The sequence below is a fragment of the uncultured Paracoccus sp. genome, from assembly GCF_945915435.1.
Classification (GTDB): Bacteria; Pseudomonadota; Alphaproteobacteria; order Rhodobacterales; family Rhodobacteraceae; genus Paracoccus.
Genome location: NZ_CAMEFG010000022.1, coordinates 1 through 18,763, shown reverse-complemented (window position 1 = coordinate 18,763; position 18,763 = coordinate 1). Strand labels below are relative to the sequence as shown.

The window sequence follows — 18,763 nt, the reverse complement described above, 5'->3', positions numbered from 1 at the left end:
GGCGTGGGTTCCGCCGCGTCAGGTTTCGGCGGGTTCGGGCGAGGCGTAGGGCTTGCCGCCCACGACCCAGTCGGTCGGCGCGATCTCGGAAAAGATCACCGTCGTGGCCGAGGGGCTGATGCCTGCCTTTTCATGCAGCAGGCTGGTGATCCCTTCGGCGATTTCCATCTTCCTGGCGTGATCGCGGCCGGGGAAAAGTTCGATACGGACAATCGGCATGAAATGATCCTTGGATGGTTGGCTGGTCAGGCGGCGGTATAACGGTGCGCGCAGGGGTAGCGTATCGTCATCGCACGAATTCCCTCAAGCGCGCTCATCGCACGATTTACCTCAGGCGCGCTCATCGCACGACGAACCCATGCGCGAAGGGGTCGCGTTCGGTGTCGATGTAGATCGTGTTCAGCCCCGTCTGGCGCGCCCATCCGGCGATGGACGGGATGATGGCATCGCGGCCCGCCACACTCGTCGCGGCCTCGACGCGGCCCTTGAAGATACTGCCGATGATGGATTCGTGGTGGAACTCATCCCCCACCGCCAGCCTGCCTCTGGCGGCAAGCTGCGCCATCCGGGCCGAGGTGCCGGTGCCGCAGGGGCTGCGGTCGATGGCCTTTTCGCCGTAAAACACCGCGTTGCGGGCGTGCGCGCCGGGCACGGTCGGCGCGCCGGTCCACAGGATATGCGAAAGCCCGGTGATCGCGGGATGTTCGGGATGGGCGAACTCGTATTTGGCATTCAGCGCGGCGCGCAGCCGGGGACTGTAGCCGACCAGTTCGCTTGCGGTGAAATCGGCCATGTCGCGGAAATTCCGCTGCGGTTCCACGATGGCGTAGAAATTGCCGCCGTAAGCCACGTCCACGACGATCTCGCCCAGACCCTCGACGTCGGCCGTCAGCCCCTCGGCGTAAAGGAAGCCGGGGACGTTGGTCAGCCGGACCTCCTCGACGTAGCGGCCTTCCTGGCGATATTCGATATCGACCTTGCCCGCCGGGGTCTCGATGGACAGGCGGCCCGGTTCGCGCGGGACGATCAACCCGTTCTCGATCCCCATCGTGATCGTGCCGATGGTGCCGTGGCCGCACATCGGCAGGCAGCCCGAGGTCTCGATATACAGCACCGCCACATCGCAATCGGGGCGGGTCGGCGGGTAGAGGATCGCGCCCGACATCATGTCATGCCCGCGCGGCTCATACATCAGCCCGGTGCGGATCCAGTCGAAGTCGCGCAGGAAATGGGCGCGCTTTTCCAGCATGGTCGCGCCCTCAAGCCGGGGCGCGCCGCCGGTGACGAGGCGGACGGGATTGCCGCAGGTATGACCGTCGATGCAGGGAAAGATGTATTGCGTCATGATCGCCTTTGGAAACGTGCGGGGTCGAAGGGGGTCAGGTCGATGGGCACGGGCCCACCGGCCAGCAGGTCGGCGACCAGCCGCGCCGTGCCGGGCGATTGGGTCAGGCCCAGATGGCCGTGGCCGAAGGCGCAGATCACGCCGGGATGGCCGGGCAACGGGCCGATGGCGGGCAGGCTGTCGGGCAGCGAGGGGCGAAAGCCCATCCATTGCGTCCCGCCCGTGGTCCTAAGTCCCGGCAGGAAGGTGGCGGCCTTGCGCAGCATCGCATCGGCGCGGCGATAGTTCGGCGGCAGGTCCAGCCCGCCCAGTTCTACCGCGCCCCCGACGCGGATGCCCGAGTTCAGCCGCGTGACGACAAAGCCATGCCCGCCGAAGGTGATCTGGGTGCGCAACTCAAAAGCATCCAAGGGCAGGGTGGTGTTATAGCCCCGTTCCGTCTCCAGCGGAATGCGGACGCCAAGCGTGCGCGCCAGAAGGTGCGAGAACGCCCCCGCCGCCAGCACGACCCGGCCCGGCAGCTTGCCCTGCGCGGTCAGCACGCCGTCGGGGGTCAGCCCGGTCGCCTCGGCAATGGTGATGGTGCCGCCGTTCGCGCGGAAACGGTCGGCGAGTGCAAGGGTATAGTCGCGCGGATCGGCGATGGAATACCAACCGGGGGTAAAGGTGCCATGCGTGAAGCGCGGCGCGAGGCCGGGCTGGACCTCGGCCATCTGTTCCGGCGTCATGTGCTGAAATTCGATGCCGTGGTCCGTGCGCGCCTGCCAGCCGGGCAGGGCGGCGTCGAATTCGGCTTGCGATTCATAGACTTGCAGATTGCCCTCGCGGCGCAGCATCGGCAGGGTGCCGGTCGCGGTCAGGAAAGGCTCAAGCTCGGCCCTGGACAGGTCCATCAGCGCGGTCTGCGCGGTGGTCGAGGCCGCGACGCGGGCAGGCGAACACGCCCGCCAGAAGCGCCACATCCAGGGCGCGATCTTCAGCGCGTAGGCGGGCGGCACGGACAGGGGGCCAAGCGGGTCCAGCAGCCATTTCGGCGCCTGCCGCATGATCCGGGGCGAGGCCAGCGGCAGGATGTCGGTGAAGGCGAAGGCGCCTGCGTTGCCGGTGGACGCCCCCGCCGCAGGGCCTTCGCGGTCGATCACCGTCACGTCCAGCCCGCGCGCCTGCGCGGCAAGCGCGACGGACAGCCCGACCACGCCCGCCCCGATGACGACGACCCGCTGGGTCATTGCCTGCTGCTCGACAGGAACTTGCGGGTTTCGGGGTGCTGCGGATCGCCGAAGATATGGGCGGGCGGGCCGATCTCGGCCATGACGCCCTGATGGAAGAAGGCCACGCGGTCGGACACGTCGCGGGCGAAGGCCATCTCGTGGGTGACGAGGATCATGGTCATGCCTTCCTGCGCCAGCATCTTCAGCGTATCCAGAACCTCGCCCACCAGTTGCGGGTCAAGGGCCGATGTCACCTCGTCGAACAGCATGTATCGGGGCGACATGGCCAGCGCGCGGGCAATCGCCATGCGCTGCTGCTGCCCGCCCGACAGCCTGCCGGGATAGGTTTTCAGCTTGTCGCCAAGGCCGACGTGGTTGAGTTGCCTGACCGCGATTTCCTCGGCCTGCGCGCGCGCCATCCCCAGCACCTTGCGCGGGGCCAGCGTCACGTTTTCCAGCACGGTCAGATGCGGGAAGGCGTTCCATTGCTGAAAGACGATGCCGACCTTGCGGCGCAGCTTGTTCAGGTCGGTGCCCTTGGCGTGAACCTCGGTCCCGTCGATCAGGATGCGGCCCGAATCGATCGGCTCCAGCCCGTTGATGCAGGTCAGCAGCGTCGATTTGCCCGAACCCGAACCGCCGATCACCGTCAGCACCTCGCCATTCTGCACGGTCAGGTCGATGCCTTTCAACACCTCCAGCGGGCCGAAGGATTTGCGGACGTTTTCGATCTCAATCATGGGACCACCGTTTTTCAAGGTATCCGCCGAAACGCGCCAGCGGGAACGAGATGACGAAATAGAACGCCCCGCAGATCATCAACAGCAGCAGCGGTTCCTGCAAGCGCGTGATCAGGATCTGGGTCGAGCGCAGCAGTTCCGTGACCTGCACGACATAGACCAGCGCGGAATCCTTCATCACCCCAAGCGCCAGCCCGATCCAGGACGGCAGGGCGACGCGGGTGGCCAGCGGCAGCACGATTTCGCGCATGTCCTGCCACCATGTCAGCCCAAGCGAGCGCGCGGCGCGGCGGGTGGTGGTGGGGACGGCCTCGATGCCGCCGCGCACGATCTCGGCGCAATAGGCGGCGCAATACATCGACAGGACGATGCAGGCGATGGTCAGCCCGCTCAGGTTCAGGCGCAGCACCGTGCCCAGGAAGGCGTTGGCCAGCACAAGCTGGATCAAGAGCGGGATCGAGCGGAAGATATCCAGCACGAAGGTCAGCGGCGCGGCCCAGATCGGCCCCACCTGATAGCGGAAGGTGCCGAAGACGATCCCAAGCACGGTCCCCGCGATGACGGAAACGATGGTGACGAGGATCGTCATCCACGCCCCCTTGGCAAGGAAGATGAAGTCGTTGGCGGTCAGGGCGGTGTCGAACATGGCGGCCCCCTAGTAGCGAAACAGCCGCGCCGCGATCAGGCGCGCGCCAAGGGTGATGACCTTGGTGATGACGTAGAAGATCACCGCCGCGATGGCGAACAGTTCGAACGTGCGGAAGGTCAGCGCGTTCAGGTCCTGCGTGACGCCGTAAAGGTCGGTGTTCATCCCCACGGTGACGCCAAGCGAGGTCATCAGGATCGCCCAGACCATCTGGTTCGTCATCGGCAGGAAGGAAATCCGCAGCATCTGCGGCAGCACGACATGACGGAACGCCCCCACCGCGCCAAGGCCAAGCGAGCGCGCGGCGCGGGTCTGGGTGTCGGGGATCGCCTTGAGCGCGCCGCGGAAGTTCTCGGCCAGGTAACCCGCGTTGTTGAAGGTGATGCCGACCAGCAGCGACAGAAAGGGGTTGAGATAGATCCCAAGGCTCGCCACCCCGAAATGCGCCATGTAGATCTGGAACAGCGCGGGCGTGTTGCGGGCGATCTCGACCCATGTTTTCGTGAAGCCCGCCAGCACGCGGATGCCGGACAGGCGGAACATCGTCAGCACCACGGCCAACAGGATGCCCAGCAGCATCGACAACAGCGCGATCTGCATGGTGACCAGCGCGCCGTCCAGCATTTGCGGAAGCCGGGCCATCGCCTGCTTCCATTGAAAGGTATAGTTGAACATGACCGCCCCCCTGAATGCAGCCGGGGGCGGCGCGCGTCCGCCCCCGGAAGGGTTCGCCTCAGCGGTAGATGCCGGGGATGGTCAGGTCGGCAGGCTCGCCCTCGCCGATCCATTTTTCGTAAAGTTCGGCATAGCGGCCGGTGCGGACCTGCTGGTTCACGAACAGGTTGAGATAGTTGATCAGCCCGTATTCCTCGCGCAGCGTGAACAGTGCGACGTAATCGGGCACCATCGGCGCCTTGTCCACGACCGAGATGCCGGGGAAATTGCCCGAGGCGACATTGGCATTCGCCACCTCGACGGTGGAAACGGTGGCGTCAAGCTGGCCTTGGCTCAGCGCAAGAAAGACGTCGGCCTGCGTCTGGTAGGGGCGGAAGGTGCCCTCGCCCCATTCGTTGATCTGCCCTTCCAGCCAGATCGCCTCATAGGTGCCCGCAGTCGCGCCCACGGTCTTGCCGCGCATCCCTTCCCAATCGGTGATGCCGGAATTGTCGTTCACCGTCACCGCGTTTTCAAAGGCGTAATAGGGGATCGACATGCCGACCGTCTTGGCGCGCTCCAGCGTGTCCGAGGTCGAGGCGACGCCGACATCGACGCGGCCCGACATCAGCGCGGGGATACGCTCGGGGAAGGGGGTCTCGACGATCTCGGCATTCACGCCAAGCGCTGCGGCAAGATCGTTGCAATAATCCACGTCGAAGCCGATGGGGTTGTTGCTTTCGTCCCGCATCCCCATGGGCGGAAAGTCCAGCACCACCGCGCAGCGCAGCGTCCCCGAGGCGATGATGTCGTCAAGCTTGTCCGCATATGAAGGGGCCGCGAATGCCAGCAGGCCGAGCGTGAGGGTGAGCTTCTTCATGACCTTCTCCTGTCGTTGTCGTGGCCGGTCTGTTCACGACCGATTCCATATCGCTCAATATCCGCAGAAGTTTTCCGCAAAAGCAATTTAATAATACAAGGATTATACAAAAATCGCCCGAAGCGCGCCCCCGGCCTGCCCGCCTTTCCCTTATTGCATATTTGATGTATGCAGATAGCCGGTCATCTTCGGAGGGAAAGCATGGAACACGGATTGACGGTCGAGGACCTGCGCGGGCGGATCGAGGAAATCTTCCTGCGGGCAGGCACGAATGCGGTGCAGGCCGCCGCACTTTCGCGCGTGATCGTGGCCGGAGAGCGGGACGGTTGCAAGTCGCATGGCATCTACCGGATCGAGGGGGTCCTGCGCACGCTGCGGGCCGGCAAGGCCGACGGCACCGCCATCCCGGAACTGGACCCCTGCACCGGCAGCGCCATCCTGCGGGTGAATGCGCGGGGCGGCTTTTCCACCCCGGCATTCGAGCTTGGCCTGCCCGCGCTGGCCGAACGCGCCAGGGAATTGGGGCTGGCGGCGCTGGTGGTCAACGACTGTTCCCATTTCTCGGCCCTCTGGCCCGAGGTCGAGGCGGTGACCGATCACGGGCTTGCCGCGCTGGTCATGTGCCCCAGCTATGCGACGGTTGTGCCGACGGGCGGCACAAGCCCCTTGCTGGGCACCAACCCTTTCGCCTTCGGCTGGCCGCGCCGCGATGCGCCGCCCTATGTCTTCGACTTTGCCACTTCGGTCGCCGCGCGGGGCGAGATCGAGCTGCATCGCCGCGCGGGCAAGCCGCTGCCCGAAGGCTGGGCGATCGACGCCGCGGGCCGGCCCACCACCGACCCCGAGGCCGCGCTGGCGGGCGCGATGCTGCCATTCGGCGGGCATAAGGGATCGGCCATCGGCACGATGATCGAATTGCTGGCCGGGATCATGATCGGCGACCTGACCAGCCCCGAGGTTCTGGACTTCCTTGGCGCCACCACGCTTTCGCCGATGCATGGGGAATTGATCCTGGCGCTGTCGCCCGAAAAATTCGCCGCAGGCCGCAAGGGCGATCCCTTCGCGCGGGCTGAAACCCTGTTCGAGGCGATCCAGGGGCAGGGCGCGCGGCTGCCCTCGCAACGCCGTTTCGCGGCCCGGCAAAAGGCGCTGGCCGAGGGTATTGTCCTGACCGGGGCCGAACTGGCCCAGCTTGACCGCTGGCACGATCTGGGGCTGGACGCCATCGCGTGACTAAAAAGGCCCTTCCGGTTTCGGAAGGGCCTTGCGGGCGCGCCCGTCAGGCGGCGTATGTCCGGACCGCGCCGGGTTGCTTGCTCCATTGCGCATACCAGTTCTGGAACTGGCGCAACTGCGCTTCGGCCCAACCCCGCTGGCTGGGGGTCAACTCGTCCGTTTCGTTGAAATGCAGGGCATATTCCGGGTTCCCCTGCAAGACCATCATGTGCTTGTAATACAGCACCAGATCGGTGCCTTCGTCCCAGGTGGACAGGACCTCCAGCGCCTCGCCCAGTTCCTGCGCGCGCAGGCGGGCATCCGGGTCTCCTGCCGCCGCCGCCTTGGCCAGCGCGACGAAATGCAGGATCTCGCGCGGCAGGACGTTGCCGATGCCGGTGATCGTCCCCGTCGCGCCGCATTTGACATAGCCGTGGTAGACGCCCGTATCGACGCCCGCCATCAGGATCACGCCGTCATCGGCGCTGGTGATGTGTTCGGCGGCATAGCTCATCGCCTTGGCACCGCCGAATTCCTTGAAGCCGATCAGGTTGGGATGTTCGGCGCGCAGGGCGAAGAACAGGTCGGCCCGCGTCTCGAACCCGTAGTGCGGGCTGTTGTAGATCACGGCGGGCAGGTCGGGGGCGGCGGCGAGGATTGCCTTGAAGTGATGGCGCTGCGCCGTGGCCGACGCGCCGCGCGACAGCACCCGCGGGATGACCATCAGCCCCGCCGCGCCGGTCCTTTGCGCATGGGCGGCATGGGCGACCGCAAGCGCCGGGTTGACCGCACCGGTGCCCACGATCACCGGGATGCCCGCCCCGACCAGCCGCTCGACGCCCATCATCCGCTGTGCGTCCGTCAGCAGCGGCCAGTCGCCCATCGAGCCGCAATAGACCACCGCCGACATTCCCGCCGCGATCAGTTCCCGCCCCTTGCGCACCAGCGCGTCGTAATCGGGCTGCCGGTCGGCGGTGCAGGGCGTCATCAGGGCGGGAATGACGCCGGTAAAGATCTGGGTGTTCATCTTCGATGGCTCCTTGCTGGCGCGCGGCTTCGGGCGCGGCTGATTCGCTCGACCACGATCCTACACCTTGCATTTTGTTTGTCGACAATAAAGCGACAGCTAGAGCGGGGGGTTCTGCCTCTGGTCGCGGGCCAGGAAGTTCTGGATCTGCCGCACGATCTGGTCGGCATGGGATTTCGCCAGCCGGTCGCACAGGGCGGTGTCGCGGGCCGCGATGGCGGCGATCATCGCCTCGTGTTCATGGACATATTCCACCGGCAGCCGGTCGTCGAAGGACTGGTAGTAAAGCCGCAGCAACCGCCGCCCCTCGTCCAGCACGCGCAGGAACAGGCCGGTGTAATAGGGATTGCGCCCGGCCTCGGCGATGGCGGCGTGAAAGTCGCGGTTGGCCGCGATCATCGCCAGCGCGTCTTGCCTTTCCACCGCAGCCGCGAACCGGGCCTGATGGGCGCGGATGATGTCCAGGTCCTCGGGGCGGTGATATGTTGCGGCAAGGCGGGTCGTCACGCGATACATCAGCGTCAGCGCGTCGAAAAAGGTGTGCAGGTTCAGAAAGTCGATATTCGCGACCAGGGTCGAGCGGTTCGGCAGCGTCTCGACCAGCCCGTCGCTGGCAAGGCGGACCAGCGCCTCGCGGATGGGGGTGCGCGACATGCCGAAGCGCTCGGCCAGTTGAACCTCGTCGATGGGGCAGCCCGGCGGCAGGGCCAGGTCCAGGATTTCGTCGCGTAGCTGTTCATAGACCAGCTTGACGCCGGAACCGCGCCTGCGCTCGGGTAGGGGGTCGGTGCCGGCCATCAACGAAACTCCTGCCAATTTCCGAAAAAAGAATGTAGGCAACATGAATACGTCTTGTGTGGGACCGGGGCAATCCTTCGCGAAGGCGCCGTCAGCCAAGGGCAAAGACCAGCGCCAGCGCGCCCGCCCATGCGATCAGGGCGGCGGCGAGGATGGGGGCAAGGACGGGTCGCATCGGGCTACACCATGTCGAAGATTTCGGAATCGATCCGGCGCAGCGGCACGCCCAGATCACGCAGCGCCGCCTTGGCCGCGTCTGTCAGCGGCAGCGGCCCGCACAGCATATGCGGCCAGTCGCGGCTGTCCGGGGGCAGGTGGCGGGCCAGCATATCCTTGTCGATATGGCCGGATTCGCCCCGCCAGCCTTCGGGCGGATCCTCCAGCACGTGAACCACGCGCAGCGGCATGCGGCGGGACAGGTCGTCCAGTTCCTCGCGGAAGGTGACCGATTCCCGGTCGGGGTTGGCGTAGATCAGGATCGCCGGGCGCCGGTCCCCGCGCGCCGCCATCGAACGCAGGTTGGCGATCATCGGCGTGATGCCGATCCCGCCCGCGATCATCACGAAGCCCTCGGCCTGCGGTTCCATGTCGATGGAAAAGGCGCCATAGGGACCGTCCAGCCACGCCACCGTGCCGGGGCGGGTCTTGACCAGTTCCCTTGTCTGGTCGCCCAGGGGCTTGATCGACATGGCGATTTTTGCGCCATCCTCGGGCGGGTTCGAGATGGTGAAGGGATGCTCGCGCAGGCCGAAGGGCGAATGGCCAAGGGTCAGCCATGCGAACTGGCCGGGCTTGCGGCGGCGCAGCCCCCGGCCCATCGGTTCCAGCACCAGCGTATGGACGCCGCCGCGCTCGGTGTTGTCCGTCACGCGCCACGGGTTGCGAAGCTGCCACCACGGCTTGGCCAGCCGCACCCAGGCCAGCAGCAAGAGCCAGCCCGCCGTGACGCCCAGCATCGCCAGCCGCTTGTCGGTCGTGCCGGTGAAATGACCGACGCCAAGGACGTGGGCGATGGCGGCGGCAAAGCCCGCGACCGCCAGCGCGACATGGACCAGCCGCCAGCGGCCATATTCGATCCCCAGCCGCTTGCGCAGTTCCGATGTCACGACCAGCGCCAGAAAGCACAGCAGCGCAAAGCGGCCCATCGTCAGCTCCCACCTCGCGGTCAGGGGGTTCAACTCGCCCAGGTCGTCGGGAAACCAGGTCCAGAAGATCGCGAAATGGCCCAGCATCAGCGCGACGATCCCCCAGGCCATATGGCGGTGGAACAGATAGATCACGTCGATCCCGAAGGGATGGGCCATGCGCCGGAACCGCGCGGTCAGGGCGAATTGCATCCCCGCACCCGCCAGCGCGCCGAACCCCAGCCCTTTCGAGAAATCGCGCAGCCGCCCGGTGCCCGGCACCCGCTCACCCGTCATCAGGACGACGAATGGCAAGGCCATCGCCGCGAAGGCGCAAAGAACCCACAGGATGGCGCGTGCTGTCATGTCCCCTTGCCGGTTGCCTCAGGCTCAACCGGCGATGGGCCGGCGGGTTCCTTGCAGGCATCCGGCCTTCCTGATACCCGGAACAAAACACGCACATCAGGATACCGGCATGAGCGATCTTTTCGACGCCGCCCCGCGCAAGGGCCGGATGCCGCTGGCGGCGGCCTTGCGCCCCGCCACGCTGGACGAGGTGATCGGGCAGGATGCGCTGACCGCGCCCGGCTCGATCCTGCGGCGGCGGATCGCGGCGGGGGCGCTTGGCAGCGTCATCCTCTACGGCCCGCCGGGCATCGGCAAGACCTCGATCGCGCGGGCGGTGGGCAACATGCTGGGCAAGGGCTTCCGCCCGCTGAACGCCACCCGCGCCGGGGTCGCCGATCTGCGCAGGCTGGCGGATGAGGCGCGGATGAACCCGCTCTTGATCTTCGTGGACGAGGTGCAGCGGTTTTCCGCGACCCAGACCGACGAGCTGCTGGCGATCTGCGAGGACGGCACGGCCGATTTCATCGGCGCGACCACCGGCAACCCCTATCACGTGCTGACGCCCGCGCTGGTCTCGCGCTCGACCATCCTCAAGCTGGAACCGCTGTCCATCGAGGATATGGAAAAGGTCGTGCAGCGCGGGCTGGACCACCTGCCGGGGGTGGCGATGACGCCTGAACAGGTCCGCCTTGTCGCGGGCCGATCCGGCGGCGATGCGCGCCGCGCGCTGACCACGCTGGAAAGCCTGGCGCTTGGCCATGACGGCCCGGTGACGGACGCGATGATCAAGGAAGCCTATGCCAGCGCCCCCATCAATCATGACCGCTCGGGCGATGCGCATTATGACGTGGTCTCGGCCTTCATCAAGTCGATGCGGGGTTCCGATCCTGACGCGACGCTCTACTGGCTGGCCCGCCTGATCCACGGAGGCGAGGATCCGCGCTTCATCGCCCGGCGCATCATGATCCATGCGTCCGAGGATGTCGGGCTGGCCGACAACAGCGCGTTGCAGACGGCAGTGGCGGCGGCGCAGGCGGTGGAAAGGATCGGCTACCCCGAGGCGCAGATCGTGCTGGCCCATGCGGCCCTGCATATCGCGCGGGCGCCGAAATCGGCCTCGTCCTCGCGCGGCATCGCGGCGGCGCTGCAACTGGTCACCTCGACCCCGCCCGCCCCGGTGCCGCTGCACCTGCGGGACGCGCATTACAAGGGGGCCGAGGCCCTGGGCCATACCGGTTACCGCCTGCCCCACAAGGACCCGCGCGGCTGGGTCGAACAGGAATATTCGCAGGTCCCGCCCGGCACGCTCTACCAAAGCGACGCCCGCGACGCCGCCACATTCGAAAAGCGCGCCGACGAATACTGGCGCAAGGTCATGGATGGCTGAACCCCGCCATCGGTCCGCACAGGCGGCGATGGCCGCTTGGGACAACGATCAGCCTGGCCTCATCCGCGAACGGCCCGGAAATTCTTCATCATCCAAATACCCCGGGGGGAATCCCCGGCACGGGGATGGGGGGCAGCGCCCCCCTTCCTTGCCGCGCCGTCAGAACATCAGGTAAAGGATCGCGCTGACCGCGACCAACCCCGAAACCGTCACGAAGACATTCGACAGCGCCCCGCGATATTGCGCCAGCGCGGGCACCTTGCCGATCGCATACATCGGCATCAGGTAAAGGATGGCCGCGATGACGGGACCCGACAGCGTCTCGATCATCCCCAGGATCGAGGGGTTGACGACCGCCACCCCCCAGGTGGTCAGAAAGATGAAGACCGCAATCATCCGGTCCAACCCCGGCCCTGCCGCCACCCGTCCGGTCCTGCCGCGCAGGATGCCCTTCAGCCCCTCGGCCGCGCCAAGATAATGGCCGAAGAAGGACGAGACGATGGCGGCGAAGGCGATCAGCGGCCCGAAGATCGAAACGAAGCTGCTGCCATGCGCATTGGCCAGGTAGGACAGCACCGGCAGGTTCTGCGCCTTGGCCTCGGCCAGTTGTTCGGGCGTCAGCGACAGCACGCAGGAAAAGACGAACAGCATCACGAAGCCGACCAGCATGGCCGAGGTGTTGCGCAGGATCCGGTCGGCCTTGGCCGGCCCGTCCGCCCCGTAATCGCGCCGCATCGCGACCGAGAATTGCGAGATCGCGGGCGAATGGTTGAAGGAAAAGATCAGCACCGGCAGCGTCAGCCAGATCGTGGACAGCGCCGTGCCCATCGGCGTGAACTGCCTGACCGCGGCCAGGTTCCAGCTTGGGATCAGATACAGCGACAGAAAGACCAGGATCGCGGCCAGCGGATAGACCAGCCATTGCGTCGCGACCAGCATGATCCTTTCGCCCGCGATCATCACCACCATCATCGCCGCGATCAGCACCCCCGACAGGATCCAGCGCGGCGGCGGCGCCATGCCCATCTGGTTTTCCATGAAGCTGCCGACGGTATTGGTGATGCCGACCCCGTAGATCAGCACGATGGGATAGATCGCCAGGAAATACAGCACGGTGATGAACTGCCCGGCGCGGGGTCCGAAATGCTCGGCCACGACCTCGGTGATGTCGGCATCGGGGCGGCTGCCCGAACAGACGAAGCGCGCCAGCCCGCGATGGGACAGGTAGGTCATCGGCCCGATCAGCAGGGTCATCGCGACCAGCGGCCAGAATCCCCCGATCCCGGCATTGATCGGCAGGAACAGGATGCCCGCGCCGACCGCGGTGCCGAACAGGCTGAGCATCCAGATCGTATCGTTGCGCGTCCACGCCAGCCGCTTGTCATCCATGATTCTTCTCTCTCATGTCCCCTTGTTGCGATCATAGGATGGTGCGCGGCGCCGGGGGAAGGGGTCAGGCGCGGTGGGCGGCCTCGAGCCTTGCCCCGTCAAAGCCCGCGATCATGGCGCGCAGCCCCGCCTCGTCCGGCATCGCGCAGGCGGCGGTGGTCAGCGCGTCGGCCAGCCCGGCGGAAGGGGCCGAGACGGTGATCTCGCGCCAGCCCGCCCGCACGGGCCGACCGCTGCGGGGGTCGAGGATATGGCCGTCGCGCCCCTGCGCATCGAAGCAGGTGCCAAGCGGGGCGGATGTCGCCAACGCGCGCTGGCGCAGCCCGACCGATCCGCCCGCCGCCAGTTTCACCGGCCATGCCCCGCCGCCGGGTTGGCCGCCAAGCGCGCGGAACTCGCCCGTGTCGATCAGGATATCGGTCAGCCCCTCGGCTTCCAGCAGCAGGGCGATGCGGTCGGCGACATAGCCCTGACCGACGCCGTTCAGCGTCAGCGCCATGCCGGGACGCAGGGTGATCGCATCCGCGCCGATGGTCACGCCACCCCAGCCGGTGCGTCGAAGGACCGTCTCGATCTGCGCATCGCCGGGGCGGCGGCCCGCGATGGCGGCCTCGGCCCATAGCTGCCACAGCGGCTGGACCGTGGGATCGAAGCGCCCGGTGCTGGCGCGGTGGACGGCGGCGCAGATGGACAGGCATTCCAGCAGTTCGAACGGCGGCGCGGCCAGCCGCCCGTCGCGGTTCAGCCGCGAAAGCGCGCTGTCCGCGCGATAGAGGCTGAGGATGCCCTCCAGCCGCTCGATCTCGGCCAGCGCGCGGGCGGCGATGGCGAGGGCGTCGGGGTGGTCCAGGCGGATCGAGGCGCGCGCCCCCAACGCCTGCCCGGTCCAGACCCGAGCAGGCGGGCGGGCGCGGGCCACGGCGGGCAGGAAAGCGGCAGCGGCGGAAATGGCGATCAGGCGGCGGCGGGTCAGGCGCATGGGTCTAGCTTTCCGATGGGGTCAGGGCGCGCAGGCGGCGCAGATAATCGTCGTCGTTCTCGCCGGGATCGCCGGTCTCGACCGGGGTCAGCACCATGTCGTCGGTGATCCGGGCCAGCGGCAGGATCTGCCCGCCCTCGCGCGCGGCGAAGGTTTCGGCGGCCTCAAGGCTGGAAAAGGGCACGGTCTCGGGCGCGCCCATGCCGCCCTCGCGCGCGGAACCCAGGACGAAGAAGGCGTCGTCGGCCACAATCCAGTTGCCTTCGCCCGGTTCGTCCCAGCTTGCGCCCGCAGCCCCCATGTCGTTGACGTGGATGGCAAGGATCGGGGCGACCTGTTCGGGTCCGCGCGCATAGGCGATGGCGTCGCGGACCTGGCTGAAGAACAGCGGCGGCATCCCTTCCAGATGGACCTGCGCCTTGGGGCCGGGATGTTCCAGCAGGTTCATCTGGCAATAATGGCCCAGCGTTTCGGCGGTCATTTCCTGCGGGGTGGTGTCCTGCGCGACCTCGTCCTGACGGCAGGCGGCAAGGGCCAGCAGGGCGATCAGCAGAAGCGGCGCGGTTTTCATGGCGTGACCTTTCGGAAGGCGGCCCATGCCAGCAGGATGCCCGCCAGCGGCCAGAGAAGGATCGAGGCGGCGGATTGCCACAGCGGAATCGCCCCCGCCGCGCTGTTGATGCCGCCCGCCGCGGCGACGGCCTCGGCCGCGGCAAGGTTGAACAGGCGGAAGGCGTCGGCGGGATTGGCCAGCAGGGCGACGGGCAGGGCGCGGGTGGTCAGTGCGCCGCCCCCGTCCGACACGATCAGCGCCAAGAGCGCCAGGTCGTAAAGCACGACGACGCCCAGCCACAGCCCGATCGCCAGCCCCGCAGCCCCCGAGGGTCGCCGCGACAGCGCAGACAGCGCATAGCCCGCGCCAAGGAAGGTCGCCCCCAGCACGACCGAGGACCAGACCAGCCGCCACAGCGAGGCCAGCCCCGCGAGCGCCCCCGGATCGGACCACAGCGCCAGCCCCGCCGCCGCGCCATAGCCAAGCCCGCAGGCCAGCGCGAGGATCGCCAGATGCGCGATCAGCTTGCCCAGCAGGATCTGCAAGCGCGAGATCGGATAGGTCAGCAGCAGGGGCAGGGTGCCGCGCTCGACCTCTCCGGCAAGGGCGTCGAAGCTCATCAGCAGGGCCAGCAGCGGCACCAGATAGACCGAAAGCGAGGTCAGCGAGGCGACCGTGACCGACAGCCGGTCGGCGCCGATATCGCCGGTCGGCGCGGCCCCTGCGGCGGCCAGCACCAGCGCGAAAAGCACCATCATCAGCGTGGCGATGGCGACCCAGCGGTTGCGGAGCGCGATGCGGAACTCGGCGCCCGCGATGGCGAGGATGCGGCTCATTGCCCGTCCCTTTTGCTGAAATGGCTGTAGATGTCTTCGAGGCTGGGCGGGATCACGTCCAGATCGGCGACCTGCCCGCCCAATGCGGTGATCCGCGCCAGCAGCGGCAGCTTTTCATCCTGCGTGCAGGTCAGGCGCAGCAGCCCGTCCGGCCCCCGCGCGGCCTGCGGCAGGGCCGTGGCCAGCGCGGCATCGGCCCCCGCTGCGGGGCGGATCGTCAGCGCGACCGGCAGGGCGGCGCGGGCGCGCAGGTCGGGCAGCGTGCCCTCGGCCACCAGCCGCCCGCCGGACAGGATCAGGATGCGGTCGGTGCGCGCCTCGACCTCGGTCAGCACATGGCTGGACAGCAGGATCGAGGCGCCATCCGCCGCCAGCCCGTCCAGCAATTCGTAGAAATCGCGCCGCGACACCGGGTCCAGCCCCGAGGTCGGCTCGTCCAGCACCAGCAGTTGCGGGCGTCCGATCAGGGTCTGGGCAAGGCCGACGCGCTGGCGCATCCCCTTGGAATAGGTGCCGATCCGGCGGGCCCGCGCATCGGCCAGCCCGACCCGTGCCAGCAGGTCGGGCGCCTGGCGCGGATTTTCGCCGCGCAGGGACAGGTATTGGCGGATCTGTTCCTCGCCCGTCAGGGCCGGATGGAAGGCGACGTTTTCGGGCAGATAGGCCACGCGCGCCCGCGCCTGCGGCGAGCCGGGGGCCGCGCCGCAGACCTGAACCCCGCCCGCATCGAAAGGGATCAGCCCGAGGATGATCTTCATCATCGTCGATTTGCCCGCGCCGTTATGGCCCAGAAGCGCCGCGCGCATCCCCGGCGCAAGGTCCAGCGAGACCTCGCGCAGCGCCTCGACCGGGCCGAAGCGTTTAGTGAGCGCCGAGATTTTCAGGGTCGATGTCATCATGGTTTCCTTGGGTCCAGCGTCCGGCGGCGGCTGCCTCGAGCGGCAGGGCGTCACCGGGCACCGCAATCGTCAATGGGCGCATCAGGGGGGCAGAGTCGCGCACGCCGCCGGGCAGGGTCGCGGGAAAGCTGGACTGGCTCCAGCGGACAAGCTGGACGGCGGGGCTGCCGGTCAGCAGGGCGGCGGCGGGCTGCGACCACAGGATCTGGTCCATCAGGTCGTTGGGGCGATAGAAGCTGTCGGCCACCCCGTCGCCGTTCAGGTCGAACGCCGGATGGTCGGACCAGAAATTGCCGCGCCCCTCATGGCTCCATTCCATGTGGCGGGTGCCGACGTATTTCACCTGCTCGCGGTTGGCGATGAAGGCGTTGCCGGTCAGCACGTTGCGTTCCGACCCGGCGGTGAAATGGATGCCGATGCCGCAATCCTGAAAGCGGTTATCCCAGATCAGGTTCTTGTGGGCGTTGTAGATGAAGAGGCATTTCTTCGTGCCGCCGCGCACCAGATTGCCCGCGATGTCGGAGTTGTTGGTATAGTTCAGCATGACCCCGTGTTCGCGGTCGCCAAGGCTGATATTGTCGCGCACCACCGCCCGGTCCGAGTTCATGATGGCAAAGCCCAGATGGTTGCCGATGGATATGTTGCCCGTCACCTCGGTGCGGTGGGTATACATGAAATGCACGGCGAAACGCAGGTCCAGGAAGGTATTGCCGCGATAGGTGCTGTCCTTGCTGGTGTTGGAAAAGATCCCGTCGCGGCCGTAGCGGATCAGGTTGCCCTGAACCAGCGCGCCGGGGCTGTTCCAGACATAGACGCCGTTGCCGCGTTCGTTCATGCGCGGGTTTCGGGTGCCGATGATCTCATTGCCGATGACGCGGGCATCGTGGCCGCCGTGGATGTCGATGCCGTGCATGTTGCCGGTGACAAGCAGCCCCTCGATCCGGGCTCGGTGTGCCTCGCGCAGGATCTTGACCCCGGCGTCGAGGTCCTCGTTCCGGTGGCCCGATCCGGTGACGGTGAAACCCGTCAGCGTGACGCCCGGCGCCTCGATGGTGATGACGGTGCCCTGGCCTTCGCCGTCCACCACCGCCTCGCGCGGGCCGGTGATGGTCAGGGGGCGGTCGATGGTGACGGGGCCGGGATAGGCCCCGCCTTGCAGGTGCAGCACATCGCCGGGTGCGGCCCCGGCGATGGCATCGGCAAGCGTGCCCGCCCCCGGCACGACCCGGATTTCCTCCGCCGCAAGCGGAAGGGACAGGATCAGCAGCATCAGGGCGGGCAACAGGCGCATGGCTCAGGCTTCCTTCGGGCGCACGAACATGCGGCCGCGCATTTCCATGTGCAGCGCGTGGCAGAACCACTGGCAATAATACCAGTAGACCCCCGGTTTCGCGGCGACGAAGGTGACGGATGCGGTCTGGCGCGGCCCGACCTCCATCGCGACGCCGTGATCGCCCATCGTGAAGCCGTGGGTCAGGTCGTCGATCTCGTCCAGGTTGGTGACGATCACCGTCACCTCGTCGCCCTCGTTCACCTCGAAGGTTTCGAGGCTGAAGTTCGGCGCCACGCTGGACATGTAGACGCGCACCTTGGTCGGGTCGCTTTCGTCGCGGATCACCTCTTCGGCCCATTCGTCGATATCGACGCCGTCGGCCTCGGCCTGCGCGCGGGTTTCGGCCCACATCGGGTCATCGCGTTCCCAGACCGACTTGATGTCCATGATCGAGGGATCGACCGCGATCGCGTCATGGGGTTCGGCAAAGGTCGGGCCGTCGTGGACCAGCACCATCCGGTCGCCCGAGATGTCGATCAACTGGTCGTTTTCCGCCTTCAGCGGGCCGGTGTTCAGGAAACGGTCCTTCGAGAACTTGCACAGGCAGACCAGCCAGTCGTTCTTGGCGTCCAGCGTCTCGCCCATCACCGTTTTCAGGTGGCCGGGCTGATAATGGACGTCGATCTTGTCCTTGATCGGATCGACGGATTCACCGTTATAGGCGCGGATCGCGTCCTCGATGTTCCACTTGACCACCTGGCTGTCCAGGAACAGCGAGGTATAGGCGTTGCCCCGCCCGTCGAAGGCGGTGTGAAGCGGCCCGAGGCCCAGTTCAGGCTCGGCCACCACGGCGCTGCGCGGATCGGCATCCTCGTCGAAGATCGCGTCGAATTTCGTCACGTCCAGCACGGTCACGGTCGGCGACAGCTTGCCCGCGACGCACAGGTGCTTGCGGTCCGGCGCCATGTTGCAGCCGTGCGGGTTGTTGGCGATGGGGATATAGCGGGTGAACTTGCTATTCGCTTCCTTGCGCCCGTCCACGACCTTGCAGCCGTTGATTTCCTCGTATTCCCCGGCCTCGATGGCGCGCTCGATCTCGGCGATGTTGAAGACGACGACGTGGTCCATCTCGGCCTCGGTCATCTCGGCCAGCGTCATGCCCATTTCCGAGTTGTAGCTGGTCGAGAAGGCCCATTTGCCTTCATAATCCGCGTCGCAGTTGTCGAGGTTGCCCGAAACCTTCACCTGCCACGCCACTTCCATCGCATCGGCGGCGACGGCGGTGAAGATGTTGACGTAGGTGGACAGGTCCTCCATCGTCGAGCCGTCGTTGATCAGCGGTGCCTCGTCCTCGCCGTTGCAGAAGATGTAATCGGTGCGCGGCCATTTCTGCGGGCGCAGCCCGTGGATGCCCTTGGCGTTCGGGATTTCCAGGATGGCGTCGCATTTCATCACGTCG

At 66.8% G+C, this 18,763-nt stretch carries 19 protein-coding genes; 2 read left to right on the top strand and 17 right to left on the bottom strand.

Annotated features, from left to right (window positions below):
- Positions 1-18: 18 nt before the first annotated feature.
- From Q0O97_RS09115 to Q0O97_RS09085, 7 genes are all read right to left on the bottom strand, one after another.
- The gene (locus tag Q0O97_RS09115; RefSeq protein ID WP_294927723.1) at positions 19-219 is read right to left on the bottom strand and encodes a 4-oxalocrotonate tautomerase family protein; all 201 of its coding nucleotides are present in this window, start codon (positions 217-219) and stop codon (positions 19-21) included.
- A gap of 121 nt (positions 220-340) precedes the next feature.
- Entirely contained in the window at positions 341-1,345 is a 1,005-nt protein-coding gene (locus Q0O97_RS09110; protein ID WP_294927720.1) for a 4-hydroxyproline epimerase, read from the bottom strand.
- Positions 1,342-2,574 (bottom strand): FAD-dependent oxidoreductase, encoded by a 1,233-nt coding sequence (locus Q0O97_RS09105; protein ID WP_294927717.1) that lies wholly within the window; start codon positions 2,572-2,574, stop codon positions 1,342-1,344. Before Q0O97_RS09105 ends, Q0O97_RS09110 begins: the two co-directional genes overlap by 4 nt.
- Entirely contained in the window at positions 2,571-3,296 is a 726-nt protein-coding gene (locus Q0O97_RS09100) for an amino acid ABC transporter ATP-binding protein (protein ID WP_294927714.1), read from the bottom strand. The genes Q0O97_RS09105 and Q0O97_RS09100 overlap by 4 nt, the downstream gene beginning before the upstream one ends.
- Positions 3,289-3,942 carry an amino acid ABC transporter permease gene (locus Q0O97_RS09095; protein ID WP_294927712.1) on the bottom strand — a complete coding sequence of 218 codons (654 nt, stop codon included), beginning with the start codon at positions 3,940-3,942 and terminating at the stop codon, positions 3,289-3,291. Before Q0O97_RS09095 ends, Q0O97_RS09100 begins: the two co-directional genes overlap by 8 nt.
- Before the next feature lie 9 nt (positions 3,943-3,951).
- Positions 3,952-4,617, bottom strand: coding sequence for an amino acid ABC transporter permease (locus tag Q0O97_RS09090; RefSeq protein WP_294927709.1), 666 nt, complete (start codon positions 4,615-4,617; stop codon positions 3,952-3,954).
- 58 nt (positions 4,618-4,675) lie between these two features.
- Positions 4,676-5,476, bottom strand: coding sequence for a transporter substrate-binding domain-containing protein (locus tag Q0O97_RS09085; protein WP_294927706.1), 801 nt, complete (start codon positions 5,474-5,476; stop codon positions 4,676-4,678).
- Positions 5,477-5,677: 201 nt separating this feature from the next.
- On the opposite strand from Q0O97_RS09085, the gene Q0O97_RS09080 reads away from it, so the two are divergent.
- Complete coding sequence (locus Q0O97_RS09080) at positions 5,678-6,709, top strand: Ldh family oxidoreductase (RefSeq protein WP_294927704.1); 1,032 nt, start codon at positions 5,678-5,680, stop codon at positions 6,707-6,709.
- Positions 6,710-6,755: 46 nt separating this feature from the next.
- Here the strand turns inward: Q0O97_RS09080 and Q0O97_RS09075 are convergent, their stop codons facing one another.
- The 3 genes from Q0O97_RS09075 to Q0O97_RS09065 form a co-directional block, all read right to left on the bottom strand.
- Complete coding sequence (locus Q0O97_RS09075; protein WP_294927702.1) at positions 6,756-7,718, bottom strand: dihydrodipicolinate synthase family protein; 963 nt, start codon at positions 7,716-7,718, stop codon at positions 6,756-6,758.
- Positions 7,719-7,817: 99 nt separating this feature from the next.
- The gene (locus Q0O97_RS09070) at positions 7,818-8,516 is read right to left on the bottom strand and encodes a GntR family transcriptional regulator (RefSeq protein ID WP_294927699.1); all 699 of its coding nucleotides are present in this window, start codon (positions 8,514-8,516) and stop codon (positions 7,818-7,820) included.
- Positions 8,517-8,695: 179 nt separating this feature from the next.
- On the bottom strand, positions 8,696-10,006 hold the full coding sequence (locus Q0O97_RS09065) for a ferredoxin reductase family protein (protein WP_294927696.1): 1,311 nt from the start codon (positions 10,004-10,006) through the stop codon (positions 8,696-8,698).
- Between the two features lie 109 nt (positions 10,007-10,115).
- Between Q0O97_RS09065 and Q0O97_RS09060 the strand changes: the two genes are divergently transcribed.
- Positions 10,116-11,375: a replication-associated recombination protein A gene (locus Q0O97_RS09060; RefSeq protein ID WP_294927693.1), complete on the top strand. Its 1,260-nt coding sequence runs from the start codon at positions 10,116-10,118 to the stop codon at positions 11,373-11,375.
- Between the two features lie 159 nt (positions 11,376-11,534).
- Here the strand turns inward: Q0O97_RS09060 and Q0O97_RS09055 are convergent, their stop codons facing one another.
- From Q0O97_RS09055 to nosZ, 7 genes are all read right to left on the bottom strand, one after another.
- The gene (locus Q0O97_RS09055; RefSeq protein WP_294927690.1) at positions 11,535-12,764 is read right to left on the bottom strand and encodes an aromatic amino acid transport family protein; all 1,230 of its coding nucleotides are present in this window, start codon (positions 12,762-12,764) and stop codon (positions 11,535-11,537) included.
- Between the two features lie 64 nt (positions 12,765-12,828).
- Complete coding sequence (locus Q0O97_RS09050) at positions 12,829-13,743, bottom strand: FAD:protein FMN transferase (RefSeq protein ID WP_294927687.1); 915 nt, start codon at positions 13,741-13,743, stop codon at positions 12,829-12,831.
- Positions 13,744-13,747: 4 nt separating this feature from the next.
- Complete coding sequence (locus tag Q0O97_RS09045; protein ID WP_294927685.1) at positions 13,748-14,314, bottom strand: nitrous oxide reductase accessory protein NosL; 567 nt, start codon at positions 14,312-14,314, stop codon at positions 13,748-13,750.
- Positions 14,311-15,132: an ABC transporter permease subunit gene (locus tag Q0O97_RS09040; RefSeq protein ID WP_294927682.1), complete on the bottom strand. Its 822-nt coding sequence runs from the start codon at positions 15,130-15,132 to the stop codon at positions 14,311-14,313. Before Q0O97_RS09040 ends, Q0O97_RS09045 begins: the two co-directional genes overlap by 4 nt.
- The gene (locus tag Q0O97_RS09035) at positions 15,129-16,028 is read right to left on the bottom strand and encodes an ABC transporter ATP-binding protein (protein ID WP_294927850.1); all 900 of its coding nucleotides are present in this window, start codon (positions 16,026-16,028) and stop codon (positions 15,129-15,131) included. The genes Q0O97_RS09040 and Q0O97_RS09035 overlap by 4 nt, the downstream gene beginning before the upstream one ends.
- A complete protein-coding gene (locus Q0O97_RS09030; protein WP_294927679.1) occupies positions 15,994-17,322 on the bottom strand; it encodes a nitrous oxide reductase family maturation protein NosD in 1,329 nt (442 codons plus the stop codon). The genes Q0O97_RS09035 and Q0O97_RS09030 overlap by 35 nt, the downstream gene beginning before the upstream one ends.
- A 3-nt stretch (positions 17,323-17,325) precedes the next feature.
- Positions 17,326-18,763, bottom strand: a 1,438-nt coding sequence (gene nosZ, locus Q0O97_RS09025) for a TAT-dependent nitrous-oxide reductase (RefSeq protein ID WP_294927676.1), incomplete at its 5' end; no start/stop codon positions are given.

Bases quoted from the DNA above. Each gene is read 5' to 3' on its own strand.
- Q0O97_RS09115 (WP_294927723.1), bottom strand. From the start codon at position 219: ATGCCGATTGTCCGTATCGAACTTTTCCCCGGCCGCGATCACGCCAGG.
- Q0O97_RS09110 (WP_294927720.1), bottom strand. From the start codon at position 1,345: ATGACGCAATACATCTTTCCCTGCATCGACGGTCATACCTGCGGCAAT.
- Q0O97_RS09105 (WP_294927717.1), bottom strand. From the start codon at position 2,574: ATGACCCAGCGGGTCGTCGTCATCGGGGCGGGCGTGGTCGGGCTGTCC.
- Q0O97_RS09100 (WP_294927714.1), bottom strand. From the start codon at position 3,296: ATGATTGAGATCGAAAACGTCCGCAAATCCTTCGGCCCGCTGGAGGTG.
- Q0O97_RS09095 (WP_294927712.1), bottom strand. From the start codon at position 3,942: ATGTTCGACACCGCCCTGACCGCCAACGACTTCATCTTCCTTGCCAAG.
- Q0O97_RS09090 (WP_294927709.1), bottom strand. From the start codon at position 4,617: ATGTTCAACTATACCTTTCAATGGAAGCAGGCGATGGCCCGGCTTCCG.
- Q0O97_RS09085 (WP_294927706.1), bottom strand. From the start codon at position 5,476: ATGAAGAAGCTCACCCTCACGCTCGGCCTGCTGGCATTCGCGGCCCCT.
- Q0O97_RS09080 (WP_294927704.1), top strand. From the start codon at position 5,678: ATGGAACACGGATTGACGGTCGAGGACCTGCGCGGGCGGATCGAGGAA.
- Q0O97_RS09075 (WP_294927702.1), bottom strand. From the start codon at position 7,718: ATGAACACCCAGATCTTTACCGGCGTCATTCCCGCCCTGATGACGCCC.
- Q0O97_RS09070 (WP_294927699.1), bottom strand. From the start codon at position 8,516: ATGGCCGGCACCGACCCCCTACCCGAGCGCAGGCGCGGTTCCGGCGTC.
- Q0O97_RS09065 (WP_294927696.1), bottom strand. From the start codon at position 10,006: ATGACAGCACGCGCCATCCTGTGGGTTCTTTGCGCCTTCGCGGCGATG.
- Q0O97_RS09060 (WP_294927693.1), top strand. From the start codon at position 10,116: ATGAGCGATCTTTTCGACGCCGCCCCGCGCAAGGGCCGGATGCCGCTG.
- Q0O97_RS09055 (WP_294927690.1), bottom strand. From the start codon at position 12,764: ATGGATGACAAGCGGCTGGCGTGGACGCGCAACGATACGATCTGGATG.
- Q0O97_RS09050 (WP_294927687.1), bottom strand. From the start codon at position 13,743: ATGCGCCTGACCCGCCGCCGCCTGATCGCCATTTCCGCCGCTGCCGCT.
- Q0O97_RS09045 (WP_294927685.1), bottom strand. From the start codon at position 14,314: ATGAAAACCGCGCCGCTTCTGCTGATCGCCCTGCTGGCCCTTGCCGCC.
- Q0O97_RS09040 (WP_294927682.1), bottom strand. From the start codon at position 15,132: ATGAGCCGCATCCTCGCCATCGCGGGCGCCGAGTTCCGCATCGCGCTC.
- Q0O97_RS09035 (WP_294927850.1), bottom strand. From the start codon at position 16,028: ATGACATCGACCCTGAAAATCTCGGCGCTCACTAAACGCTTCGGCCCG.
- Q0O97_RS09030 (WP_294927679.1), bottom strand. From the start codon at position 17,322: ATGCGCCTGTTGCCCGCCCTGATGCTGCTGATCCTGTCCCTTCCGCTT.